The sequence below is a fragment of the Aureisphaera galaxeae genome, from assembly GCF_028561275.1.
Lineage (GTDB): Bacteria > Bacteroidota > Bacteroidia > Flavobacteriales > Flavobacteriaceae > Aureisphaera > Aureisphaera galaxeae.
Window position 1 is genome coordinate 439,263 of record NZ_JAQQTF010000002.1, and the last position, 12,507, is coordinate 451,769.

The window sequence follows — 12,507 nt, forward strand, 5'->3', positions numbered from 1 at the left end:
GGCAAATTGACTATTTTTTTGGAAGTGCGCAAGAATTTTTAGCAGGATTTAACGCATGGGTTAAGAAGTCTTTATGGTTTTTTCGAAGGTTTCTATAGTTACCGCATCCTTTACATCGAAGTCTCCAATCTTGGTTCTGCGTAGGGCCGAAAGGTGAGCACCGTTGTTCAATGCCTTTCCAAAATCATGGGCCAAGGACCGAATATAAGTACCCTTGCTACAGGTCACACGGAAGTCGATTTCAGGTAACTCAATACGGGTGATTTCAAAATCGGAAATATGAATGGTCCGCGTTGGAATGTCCACTTCTTTGCCTTGTCTAGCAAATTCGTACAGTCGTTTTCCATCCTTCTTCAAAGCTGAAAATACAGGCGGCTGCTGTTGAATATCCCCCATAAATTGTTGAGTAGTTTTGTGGATCATTTCTGAAGTAATCCCCGAAATATCGAAGGTATTGTCGATCTCCGTCTCCAAATCATAGCTTGGTGTAGTAGCTCCCAAGGTAAAAGTGCCGGTGTATTCCTTTTCCTGTGCTTGAAAGGTTTCTATTTTCTTGGTGAATTTTCCGGTGCACAGAATAAGTAGGCCAGTAGCCAAAGGGTCCAATGTTCCGGCGTGTCCAACCTTGATCTTTTTTAGGTTGAATTGCTTGCGGATTAACCAACGTACTTTGTTCACCACCTGAAAGGAAGACCATTCCAAGGGTTTATCGATAAGAAGTACCTGTCCTTCTTTGTAATCTTCGACCGTCATGAAACAAAGCTAACAATAATGGCGGTGATTCCCACCAGTACACAGTAGATCGCAAACCACGTTAATTTGCTTTTGCGTACCAAGGCAATCATCCATGTACAGGCCAACAGTCCTGCAATGAATGCTGCCACAAATCCTAGGCCTAGGGTAGTGAAATTGGCTGTATCCGTGCTGAGGTCACCGCTTACAATATCCTTCGCGATCTTTCCGAAGATCAATGGAACGACCATTAAAAATGAGAATCGAGCTGCCTTGCTTTTGTCGTTGCCTAATAACACTGAAGTTGATATGGTAGCGCCACTTCTCGATATTCCGGGTAGCATGGCAATGGCTTGGGCAATTCCAATGACAAAGGCGTTTTTATTGGATACTTTTTTGTTGGTGTCTTTTGCCTTATCGGCCAACCAAAGCAAAACAGCAGTGATGATAAGCATGGCTCCCACAAAAGCGATATTGCCACCAAAAAGGGATTCCAATTGTTCTTCAAACAAAACCCCTACAATAACCGCAGGGATCATGGAAATGATGATTTTTACCGAAAACTGGGATTCTTCGTTCCATTTAAACTGGAACAATCCTTTAATAATATCCCAAACATCCTTTCTAAATACGACAATCGTACTCAATGCAGTTGCAAAGTGCAAGACTACGGTAAACAATAGGCTTTCTTCGGGAACGGATTGATCGCCAAGGATGGCTTTTCCCAATTCAAGATGACCACTGGAGGAGACCGGAAGGAATTCGGTCAAGCCTTGGACAATGCCCAAGACAATAGCTTCCCAAGCATCCATATATTATTTCTGTTTGTGGGGGTTCAATAAGATGGCATATACCTGAAAACCAAATCCGATAAGCACCAAGGCAGGAGCTAAACGGATACGTCTCCAACTATAGATTTCGGGATTGAAAACATTGGGATCGTCACTTCCTCCACCTGCCATAAGAATAAATCCAAGGGCGATGAAAGCCACACCAATAAGCATGAACTTGTAGTTTTTCTTTTCAAAAATGAACGAGATGTTCTTAGCGGCCTCTTTTCTCTTTTTCTCTCCCATGATTATTTGAATTCGGTATATATAACTTTTTGCCTACAAGTGAGTTGTGCAATATGGTTGCTGGTAACCAAGCCAAACAATTGCTTAGGCAGGTGCAAGGTAACTTTTTTATTTTTAATCTCCTTTTTCATTTCATCTATGGTAAACCCTTGTTCCAACCCACGGTTTATGTAGTAGGAATCCCCATTGGGAGCTTGGATGAATACATCCTTTTCACCACCTTCATAAATTTTGGTAGCTGTTATCTCAACCGTCTCGCAATTGTAAATAGTAGGTTTTATGATAATCCAGTCTATAAATAATGCAATGACTAGTACAACGACAAGAACAACAATATACTTAATGGGCTTTTTCATAACTGATTAATAGTATAATTCGTCCGTTCGTAAATTCAGGAAACGCTGCGTGGCAAAGAAAGTACTGATCCACGTTATAACGACTCCTACCACCAATAGAAAGACAAACAATCCTGCCACGAGAACTGTATTGTCCATAAGCCCTAATTGAGGCCATTCTTTGTCTAAAAAGAATAGTACAGCGGCTACACCTATCATGGCCAAGAAGGATCCCAAAATGCCCAATCGCATGCTTTTCCAAATAAAAGGACGGCGAATGAACCGCTTGGTTGCCCCCACCATCTGCATAGTCTTTATCGTAAATCGTTTGGAGTATACCGAAAGACGGATAGAACTGTTTATGAGCAATACTGCAATAACCAGGAATAGGGCGCTAAAAACCAAAACCCAAAAACTGATCACTTTTATGTTTTTGTCAAAAAGTTCTACCAAGACCTCGTCGTATTCTACCTCTTCCACAAAATCCTTGGCACTGATCTCATTAGCAATCTCTTTCAATTTATCGGAAGAGACAAATTCTGCCAGCAATTCTACATCGATACTGTTTTGCAAAGGATTGTATCCCAAAAACTCCAGATAGTCTTCCCCAATGGCTTCCGAATGCTGTTCGGCTGCCTCTTCTTTGGAAACATAAGTGGCCGATTTGGTGTACTCGGCCATTTCCAAACTCTGTTTTAGCTGGTTAATCTCTACTTCTTTTGCGTTGTCCTTTAGGTAAATGGATAGTGGGATCTGCTCTTTAAAATAGCGAGACAACTGATTGCTGTTAATTACAAAAAGCCCTAGTAATCCCAATAAAAACAGGACGAGCGAGATACTTATCACTACACTGAAATAGGAAGAAATAAGTCTGCGTTTTTGGTATTTTTCGAATGAGGTTGCCATATAAGAATGGGTTAAAAATACAACGATTTTTGTATCTCACACTTACTAACGCACAAACTTTTCTCTTTCGTACAATAGGCGTAAATTTGCCACTTCTTAGAAAGCAAGACGATGAGCAAGTATCACTTTAATGAGATAGAAGCCAAATGGCAAAAGTACTGGGCCGAAAACGGAACCTTCCATGCGCAAAACGATAGCGATAAGCCCAAATACTATGTATTGGATATGTTCCCCTACCCTTCAGGGGCAGGATTGCACGTAGGGCATCCGCTCGGTTATATTGCTAGTGACGTGTATGCGCGTTTCAAAAGGCACCAAGGATACAACGTCTTGCATCCTATGGGATATGATAGTTTTGGACTACCAGCAGAGCAGTATGCGATTCAAACAGGACAGCATCCTGCCGATACGACCCGTGTGAACATAGAAGGAGGAGTAGACAAAAAAGGAAATAAAATTGCTGGGTATAGAAATCAGTTAGACAAGATTGGTTTCTCTTTCGATTGGAGTCGTGAAGTGCGAACTTCCAATCCCGATTACTATAAATGGACACAATGGATTTTTATCCAGTTGTTCGAAAGTTGGTATGATAATGCCTCCGATAAAGCGCGATCTATAGAAGCGTTGATTTCCATCTTTGCTGAAGAAGGAAACGAGCATGTGGATGCTAGTTGCGACGATGATACTCCATCCTTCACGGCTGAAGAGTGGAATGGATATGCCGATGCCGAGCAACAAAAAATCCTATTGAAATACCGATTGACCTACTTGGCCGAAACGGAAGTGAACTGGTGTCCTGAACTGGGAACTGTATTGGCCAATGACGAAATTACCAATGGTGTTTCCGAACGAGGAGGCCATCCCGTGATCCGCAAAAAGATGATGCAGTGGAGCATGCGTATCACCGCTTATGCCCAACGCTTGTTGGATGATCTAGCTAAGATCGATTGGCCACAGCCGTTGAAGGACTCCCAAACCAATTGGATTGGACGTTCCGAAGGAGCGAGTGTAACTTTTAAAGTGATGCCTAATGTCACTTCGAGCGCAGTCGAGAAGGGCCACACCATAGAAGTATTTACAACAAGACCTGATACCATTTTTGGGGCCAGCTTCATGACCTTGGCACCCGAACATGATTTGGTGGCAAAAATTACCACTCCCGAGCAAAAAGCGGAGGTGGAGGCCTATGTAGAGGCTACCGCCAAGCGAAGTGAACGCGATCGTATGGCCGATGTAAAAACCATTAGTGGCGTGTTTACGGGAGCTTATGCTGAGCATCCTTTCACAGGAAATCCTGTGCCGATTTGGATAGGCGATTACGTATTGGCCGGTTATGGTACCGGTGCTGTAATGGCAGTTCCCTGTGGGGACCAGCGGGATTATGACTTTGCCAAGCATTTCGGAATTGAGATCCCAAACATTTTTGAAGGAATCGATATTTCTGAAGAAGCCTTTGCCGATAAAGAAAATACTATCATTGCCAATAGTGACTTCATCAATGGATTGAATTATAAGGATGCCACGCGAAAAGTGATTGACGCGTTGGAAGCCAAAGGGCAGGGAAAAGGTAAGATCAATTACAGACTACGGGATGCGGTATTCTCCAGACAACGGTATTGGGGAGAGCCATTCCCAGTATATTATAAGAACGGACTTCCACAAATGATCGATTTGGAGCATTTGCCATTGGAATTGCCTGCTGTTGAAAAATATTTGCCCACCGAAACGGGAGAGGCACCTTTGGGTCGAGCTAGTGTTTGGGCTTGGGACACTAATCTGAACAAAGTAGTATCCAATGATCTTGTCTCCCCGAGCGGAGTCGAGGGGTCTGAAAGTGATAACGGGGTCTATCCACTAGAACTTAACACCATGCCAGGATGGGCAGGAAGTAGTTGTTATATGTTCCGTTATATGGATCCGAAAAACCCAGAGATGTTGGCTTCTGAGGATGCCTTGAAGTATTGGGGCAATGTGGATCTGTACATTGGTGGAAGCGAGCATGCGACCAGTCACTTGTTGTACAGTCGTTTTTGGGTGAAGTTCCTATATGATCGCGCAGTACTTCCTGTGGATGAGCCTGCCAAGAAGTTGATCAATCAAGGGATGATTTTGGGTGAGAGTGCGTTTGTTCACCGTGCGCTCCCAATTTTGCTTAGTCCACAAAAAGGGATAAAAGAACTGAATTTTTTACCCTTTCAAATATTCGCTTCTGAGGATTTAATTTTAAATGGAACTTTCAGAGAGGAGCGAAATACAAAACATGCTGAGGCGGCTTCTTTAGTCTGGGATTGGATGCTAGAGAATGGCTATGAACATGCGGAAGGAGATGCCATTGAATTTAATTTTCAAGCCATTCACGCGGATGTTTCGTATGTGAATACTTCTAATGAATTGGATCGTGAAGGGTTCATGGGTTGGAGGCCAGAATTTCAAAATGCCAAATTTATTAATACTGATGATGGGGCGTTTAAGGTTTCCAGAGAAGTAGAGAAAATGTCCAAATCCAAGTACAATGTCGTAAACCCAGATGAAATCTGTTTCCAATACGGAGCCGATACCCTGCGCATGTACGAAATGTTCTTGGGGCCTTTAGATCAGGCGAAGCCTTGGAGTACCGCTGGGATCACGGGAGTGCATTCCTTCTTGAAAAAACTTTGGAAATTGTACCATGGAGGAGCAGAAGGAGCTTTCCAAGTTTCTGATGCCACTCCGACGAAGGATAATTTGAAGACACTTCATAAGACCATCAAAAAAGTGGAGGAGGATATTGAAAACTTCAGTTTCAATACGTCTGTATCTACATTTATGATTGCTGTAAATGAACTTACGCAACAGAACTGCAATAGCCGTGAAATTTTGGAACCTTTACTTGTTCTAATTTCTCCATACGCACCGCATATTGCCGAAGAGTTGTGGAACAAATTGGGTCATACCCAAAGTATTGCTACAGCAGCCTTCCCAAAATACGATGCTTCACATTTGGTGGAAAGCAGTAAGGAATACCCCATTTCTTTTAATGGGAAAATGCGCTTCAAGCTAGAATTGCCATTGGATATGAGCAAAGAGGATATTGAAGCAGCGGTGATGGCACATGAAAGAACCCAACAACAATTGGACGGGCGCACACCCAAGAAGGTGATTGTGGTACCTGGGAAAATCGTGAACATAGTAGGATAATGGAGTTCAATGCTACGGAGGTTTTGGGCCTAGTGGCAGCCGTATGTACTACATTCGGTTTTGTTCCGCAGATGTACAAGACTTGGAAAACGAAGGACGTGAGTAGTCTTTCCTTGCCTATGTATTTGGTGCTCTGTATGGGAACTATACTTTGGCTTGTCTATGGTTTACTTATAAACAGCACTGCGGTAATCATTGCCAATATAGTGGCTTTACTATTTACCTTTTCCTTGGTTGTGGCTATATTCAAATACCGAAAATAGCCACCTCTTTTTGACGGTTTGTCAGTCATTTTGCTTCGGAATCATTTTTGCTAACTTTTAGGTATATTTAATACACCTAAATTTTAAAGAATATGATGGGATATTATATACTGGCAGGGGTACTCTTTTTGGTGAGTAGCTTTGTGAGTAATCGTTTAAAGAGCAAATTCAAGAAATACTCCAAAATCCATTTACGAAATGGGCTGAGCGGTGCCGAAATTGCACAGAAGATGCTACAGGATCATGGTATTCATGACGTGGACATCATTTCCACACGCGGACAATTAACAGATCATTACAATCCGCAAAATAAAACCGTAAACCTGAGTGAAGTGGTCTATTCGCAACGAAATGCAGCGGCAGCAGCCGTAGCCGCCCACGAAGTGGGACACGCCATACAGCATGCCACGGCCTATAGTTGGTTGCAGATGCGAAGCAAGATCGTTCCTGTAGTTGGGATTGCCAGTAGGCTGTCCAATATTGTTATCATGGCGGGAATTGTTCTATCGGCTACGGGAAGTGTCTTGGGATCTAACATTTTCCTTATTGGAATTTTATTATTTGCTGCAACCACGGCTTTCGCCTTCATTACCCTTCCGGTAGAATTCGATGCCAGTAAGCGTGCTTTGGTATGGTTGCAGAAAGAAAATATGGTTACCCAAGAAGAATATGCCGGAGCTAAAGATGCGTTAAAATGGGCCGCACGTACCTACGTAGTGGCAGCCTTGGGATCTTTGGCCACCTTGCTATACTTTATTATGATTTTTATGAATCGGAGGTAATTTTCGATTTCAGGAAAAGAAAAGCCCTCCAAATGGAGGGCTTTTTTTATACTATGAAACAATTGTTTCTTCAAGTGCTCTTCAACCGGCGACGCCCTCCGGATTGTATCCTAAATAATCTGCGAAGTTTTCTTTAAACGTGATGCCGTAGTCTTCCAATTCCTTCAAAATAGGCTCGTATACTTCTTTTGAAATCGGAATCTGTACCCCAGGAGTCGTTATTTCCTTGTTCAGGATGCGCAAAGCAGCCATGGCAACGGGAAGTCCTACAGTTTTGGCCATAGCCGTATAGGTTTGGTCTTCCCCGATAAGCACCATATTACTATCGATCTGCTTTTTCTTTCCATTCAATTCGTACCCAAATTTGTGGTACATCACGATCATGTCCTTGTCGTCTTCCTTCAAGGTCCATTTATCCATCAAGATTTTCTGAAGGGCCTGTGCTGGCGTTGCATTTTCAATTCCGATTTTCTTTTCAGCATTGAATAAATCCAGTTCCAATAGTTTGTACCACATCAAATCGTCCTGATCTATCTTCAGGGCATAACGGGTCTTCAGTTCTACCGAATCGGTTGGGTGATAGGGTAGGAATAGGTTGATGAAGTCGCGATAGGTAAGTTCTTCAGAATTCGGAATGGTATAGCCATCATCCGTCATTCCTAATTGTACGAACATGTTCCATGCTTTACTGAAACCAACACGGCGCATCGTTCCCCGATATAGGGTAAGAATATCATCCAAGCCATACACACTTCGGTATTTCAGGGAATTTCTATTGGCGTAGGCTTCGAAGCGGCCATGCCCTTCGATATCCAAAAATTCGGTACGGCGAAACAGTTTGTGATATGGGATGTATTTATAAGTGCCTTCCTGAATAAACTCTGCAGCACCCCCTTGTCCGGCAACCACCACGTTCCTTGGGTTCCAAGTGAATTTATAGTGCCAAAGGTTGTCGTCACTTTCTGGAGCGATAAGTCCACCAGTAAAGGATTCGAACAACAGCATTTTTCCGCCGCCATCGCGAATACGATCTATTACTTGCATGGCGCTCATATGGTCAATCCCGGGATCTACCCCGATTTCATTCATAAATACGAGCCCTTTGGCTTTGGCTTGTTCATCCAACGCCTGCATTTCTTTACTAACATAAGAAGCGGTAACGAGATGTTTTCCATAGGTGATACAATCTTGGGCCGCTTCTATATGAAAGCGGGCTGGAAGCATGGAGATCACCAAATCGGCTGCCTGAATGGCCTCTTTACGGGCTTCTTCATCGAAAACATCCAAGTACACGCCTTTGGCATTGGGGTGTCCTTGGGTAAATTTCTTGGCATTTTCTTCAGAAAGGTCACCAATGGTAATGAATAGGTTTTCCGCTTCAGATTTGTCGAGTAAATACTTAATGAGACTTGTGGCAGAACGGCCAGCACCTATGATAAGAATATTTCGCATCCCTAGTTATTTCGTAAATTTGTACGTCTTTGTCCGATCGTGGCGAATGTACTAAATAGCGCAATACCTATGAATAAATTCAACAAAAAAATTCTCATCATTTCCTCCTTATTGGGAGCTATCACCATCGCCATAGGAGCTTTTGGAGCACATGGATTAAAGCAAGTAGCGGATGCTCAGTCCGTTGCCAGTTTTGAAACCGGGGTGCGCTACCAAATGTACCATGTCATCGTTTTGTTTATTGTAGGTTTTATCCCATACATGACCGAGAAAGGAAAAAAATGGGTTTTCCGGCTATTTTTACTCGGAATTTTATTGTTTTCGGGCTCAATTTACCTCTTGGCATTAAAAGAGGTAGTACCCATTTCTTCAAAAATACTGGGTCCTATCACACCTTTGGGAGGTTTGGCTTTTATAGCTGGTTGGTTGCGACTTGCGTACGATTTCCGTACGTTAAAATCGTAAGAATTCTAGATAATTTTCGGGGCTATCTCTATTAGTTTTTTTACTTTTGCCAACACAACAAAAACAAAAGTATGGTGGATAACAGCCAAACTACGAAAACGATTTCGCTGGAATCTTACGGAATCAACCCCTCGAAAGTTAATTATCAACTTACCTCCGAACAACTTCACGCAGAAACATTAGCAAAAGGACAAGGAAAAGAAGCAAGTTCTGGTGCTATTGCTGTGAATACTGGAGAGTTTACAGGAAGATCTCCTCAAGATCGTTTTATCGTAAAGGACGATATTACCCAAGACAGAGTATGGTGGGGTGATATCAACATTCCGTTCGATCCGGACAAGTTCGATGCTTTGTACGATCGAATCACGGAATATTTGAATGGGAAAGAAGTATATGCAAGGGACTGTTACGCCTGTGCCGATGTAAACTACAAGCTCAACATTAGGGTAATTAATGAATACCCTTGGAGCAACATGTTTGCATTTAATATGTTTTTACGCCCTACAGAAGAGGAATTGGACGGTTTCGATCCAGAATGGGTTATTGTAAATGCCCCTGGCTTTATGGCAGACCCAGAACGTGACGGAACAAGACAACACAATTTTGCCATCCTTAACTTTACCAGAAAAGTTGCCATTATTGGTGGTACGGGATATACGGGTGAGATTAAGAAAGGAATTTTCTCTGCTTTAAATTTCATTCTTCCTGTATTTAAGAACACCCTGCCTATGCATTGTTCTGCAAATGTTGGTGAAGATGGGGATACTGCCATTTTCTTTGGTCTTTCCGGAACAGGAAAAACCACGCTTTCGGCAGATCCTGCACGTAAATTGATCGGGGACGATGAGCACGGATGGACCGCAGAAAACAGTGTGTTCAATTTCGAAGGCGGATGTTATGCCAAGGCCATAGATCTTTCCGAAGAAAACGAACCCGATATTTATAGAGCAATTAAACCGGGTGCCATCCTCGAAAATGTGATTATGGACGACAACGGGGTAGTGGATTTCAGTGATATCTCCATTACTCAAAATACCCGTGTAAGCTATCCTATCTATCATATTGATAACATTCAGGTGCCTTCTATTGGCTACAATCCTAAAAATATCTTCTTCCTTACGGCAGATGCCTTTGGGGTATTGCCTCCGATTTCCAAATTAACACCAGGGCAAGCAGCCTATCACTTCATTAGTGGTTATACTGCGAAAGTAGCTGGAACGGAAGCAGGAATTACCGAGCCTGTGCCGAGTTTCTCGGCTTGTTTTGGCGCTCCCTTTATGCCTTTACATCCTACAAAGTATGCCGAAATGCTAAGCACGAAGATGCAGGAAGCGGGTGTGAATGTGTGGTTGGTGAACACGGGATGGACAGGTGGACCTTACGGAGTAGGAACCCGCATGAAGCTTAAGTATACCCGTGCTATGATTACCGCCGCTATGAACGGTTCTTTGGAAGAGGCTAATAAAGACAACTATCATATTCACTCCGTATTTGGAGTACAACAACCAAGGGTATGTCCTAATGTACCTACGGAAGTACTGAGTCCGAGAAAGACTTGGAATAATGATGAGGCGTATTATGAAACGGCCTTTAAACTCTCCAATTCGTTCCGTGAGAACTTTAAGAAATTTGAATCCTATGCCAACGGTGAAATCTTGGCGGGAGGACCTTTGAGATAACAAACCAACTTACAACTGAAAAAGCCCCATGCTAACGCGTGGGGCTTTTTCTATGCAGGTAAGTTTAAGCTAAACTTGTTTTATTTCTTTCCGTTTACTTCTTTAATGTATTTCTCCAGCGCCATGGTCATGGAAGGAGTTTCTGGAGTAGGTGCTTGTATGTCTACACGTAGTCCTTTTTCCGTAGCAGCTTTTACGGTTGTATTTCCGAAAACGGCAATTCGAGTGTTATTTTGCTCGAAATCCGGGAAGTTTTCGAAAAGGGACTGAATGCCGCTTGGACTAAAGAATACCAAGATGTCATAGTACACATTGCGCAGGTCACTTAGGTCACTTACTACGGTCTTGTAAAAGGTCGCCTGTTTCCAATCTACGCTTAGGTCGTTCAAAATCGCAGGAACGGTAGGCTTCAACTTGTCCGAAGAAGGCAATAAGAAGGATTCCGTTTTATACTTTTTGATAAGCGGAGATAGCTCTGCGAAGGTTCTCTTCCCTACATAGATCTTACGCTTTCGGTACACCACATATTTCTGAAGGTAAAAGGCAACGGCCTCACTCTGGCAAAAATATTTCATGGTATCTGGAACCTTGAAACGAAGCTCTTCTGCAATCCTAAAGAAGTGATCTACAGAATTCCTACTGGTTAGTATGATTGCCGTATACTGGCTAAGATCAACTTTTTGGGTACGTACCTCTTTACTGGAAACACCTTCTACATGTATAAAAGGTCTAAAATCAATCTTTACTTTTTGCCTTTCGATAAGGTCGAAGTAAGGAGAATTTTCAATTTTAGGTTCCGGTTGAGAAACCAAAATAGTTTTCACTTTCATAAACAACTACATTTGTTAGTATCCTCCTTTAATCGAGTAATTTATACAAGACAATGAAGGGTGCTATTTCAAGTGCGCAAAGATACAAAATAAAATAGAAGAAATATCTTAAAATTAGATTTGCATTTCTTTTGAAGCTGGAAATAAGGGAGATAACGAATAATACGAGTATTGTGCCCGCGAAAACCCATAAAATCAGTGGGTTTGGTGGGATTGCATAAAAAAATAAAATATTGAAAACGAGTGCTAAAAGGGAAATTAGGCTCGCATAACTCAATTTTTCGTACAAATAACTATTCACAACCGCCTCCATATTAAAGATATTGGCAATCATTTTTTCAATTACGTACTTCCCAAATAGAAAAATGGATACCCCTGTGAGCAACTGAATGTACAACCAAGGTTGTTTTGTGGGTATTTCGGGTTCTCTTTGCAGTAGAATGAGGTAAATGAACAGTGAAAATGAAACCACTTGTATACCAAACAGGGCGACATTGAAGGGATGCTTTATTTCATAGCCTTTTCCCTGCAATGCGAAATACTTGTCGGTTATGGGGAGCATCATAAACTCATAGAACCTGCGTGGATACAACCATCGGGTAAGAGCCAATACACCAAATGTCCCTACAAGGACGTAGGTGATCCAATCTAAATGTTCTATAGTCCGTAGGGTGTAATCCAAGGGATTCTGCTTTGCCGGTAAAATTACCTAAAATAGGGGAGTTCTTTGTAATCTAGAGCAATTATAAAATTTTCTAAACGGCGCTAATTATTGGCCTCTATTTTTAAAAAAGGGGTACTTTTGTTTCA

13 protein-coding genes are annotated in these 12,507 nt (G+C 42.3%); 5 read left to right on the forward strand and 8 right to left on the reverse strand.

Features of this window, described 5'->3' with window-relative positions; all coding sequences use genetic code 11:
* Positions 1-60 precede the first annotated feature (60 nt).
* From truB to POV27_RS01805, 5 genes are read right to left on the reverse strand one after another with little or no spacing between them, the layout of a single operon-like run.
* Complete coding sequence (truB, locus tag POV27_RS01785; protein WP_272861016.1) at positions 61-753, reverse strand: tRNA pseudouridine(55) synthase TruB; 693 nt, start codon at positions 751-753, stop codon at positions 61-63.
* Entirely contained in the window at positions 750-1,544 is a 795-nt protein-coding gene (locus POV27_RS01790) for an undecaprenyl-diphosphate phosphatase (protein ID WP_272861017.1), read from the reverse strand. The genes truB and POV27_RS01790 overlap by 4 nt, the downstream gene beginning before the upstream one ends.
* A 3-nt stretch (positions 1,545-1,547) precedes the next feature.
* The gene (locus POV27_RS01795; protein WP_272861018.1) at positions 1,548-1,808 is read right to left on the reverse strand and encodes a DUF3098 domain-containing protein; all 261 of its coding nucleotides are present in this window, start codon (positions 1,806-1,808) and stop codon (positions 1,548-1,550) included.
* Between the two features lie 2 nt (positions 1,809-1,810).
* Positions 1,811-2,164: a hypothetical protein gene (locus POV27_RS01800; protein ID WP_272861019.1), complete on the reverse strand. Its 354-nt coding sequence runs from the start codon at positions 2,162-2,164 to the stop codon at positions 1,811-1,813.
* 6 nt (positions 2,165-2,170) lie between these two features.
* On the reverse strand, positions 2,171-3,049 hold the full coding sequence (locus POV27_RS01805) for a cell division protein FtsX (RefSeq protein WP_272861020.1): 879 nt from the start codon (positions 3,047-3,049) through the stop codon (positions 2,171-2,173).
* A 111-nt stretch (positions 3,050-3,160) separates the two neighbouring features.
* Here POV27_RS01805 and POV27_RS01810 point away from each other — a divergent pair, with 111 nt between their 5' ends.
* The 3 genes from POV27_RS01810 to POV27_RS01820 all read left to right on the forward strand — a co-directional run bounded on the left by POV27_RS01810 (position 3,161) and on the right by POV27_RS01820 (position 7,271).
* Complete coding sequence (locus POV27_RS01810) at positions 3,161-6,226, forward strand: leucine--tRNA ligase (RefSeq protein ID WP_272861021.1); 3,066 nt, start codon at positions 3,161-3,163, stop codon at positions 6,224-6,226.
* Positions 6,226-6,489: a SemiSWEET family sugar transporter gene (locus tag POV27_RS01815; protein ID WP_272861022.1), complete on the forward strand. Its 264-nt coding sequence runs from the start codon at positions 6,226-6,228 to the stop codon at positions 6,487-6,489. The genes POV27_RS01810 and POV27_RS01815 overlap by 1 nt, the downstream gene beginning before the upstream one ends.
* A gap of 92 nt (positions 6,490-6,581) precedes the next feature.
* The gene (locus POV27_RS01820; RefSeq protein ID WP_272861023.1) at positions 6,582-7,271 is read left to right on the forward strand and encodes a zinc metallopeptidase; all 690 of its coding nucleotides are present in this window, start codon (positions 6,582-6,584) and stop codon (positions 7,269-7,271) included.
* Positions 7,272-7,352: 81 nt separating this feature from the next.
* Here POV27_RS01820 and POV27_RS01825 read toward each other — a convergent pair whose 3' ends face one another.
* On the reverse strand, positions 7,353-8,723 hold the full coding sequence (locus tag POV27_RS01825; protein WP_272861024.1) for a saccharopine dehydrogenase family protein: 1,371 nt from the start codon (positions 8,721-8,723) through the stop codon (positions 7,353-7,355).
* 69 nt (positions 8,724-8,792) lie between these two features.
* On the opposite strand from POV27_RS01825, the gene POV27_RS01830 reads away from it, so the two are divergent.
* Positions 8,793-9,188 (forward strand): DUF423 domain-containing protein, encoded by a 396-nt coding sequence (locus tag POV27_RS01830; RefSeq protein WP_272861025.1) that lies wholly within the window; start codon positions 8,793-8,795, stop codon positions 9,186-9,188.
* A gap of 71 nt (positions 9,189-9,259) precedes the next feature.
* Positions 9,260-10,867: a phosphoenolpyruvate carboxykinase (ATP) gene (gene pckA, locus POV27_RS01835; RefSeq protein ID WP_272861026.1), complete on the forward strand. Its 1,608-nt coding sequence runs from the start codon at positions 9,260-9,262 to the stop codon at positions 10,865-10,867.
* An 80-nt stretch (positions 10,868-10,947) separates the two neighbouring features.
* On the opposite strand, the gene POV27_RS01840 is transcribed toward pckA, so the two are convergent.
* Complete coding sequence (locus POV27_RS01840; RefSeq protein ID WP_272861027.1) at positions 10,948-11,697, reverse strand: uroporphyrinogen-III synthase; 750 nt, start codon at positions 11,695-11,697, stop codon at positions 10,948-10,950.
* A gap of 28 nt (positions 11,698-11,725) precedes the next feature.
* On the reverse strand, positions 11,726-12,379 hold the full coding sequence (locus POV27_RS01845; protein WP_272861028.1) for a DUF4271 domain-containing protein: 654 nt from the start codon (positions 12,377-12,379) through the stop codon (positions 11,726-11,728).
* Positions 12,380-12,507 lie beyond the last annotated feature (128 nt).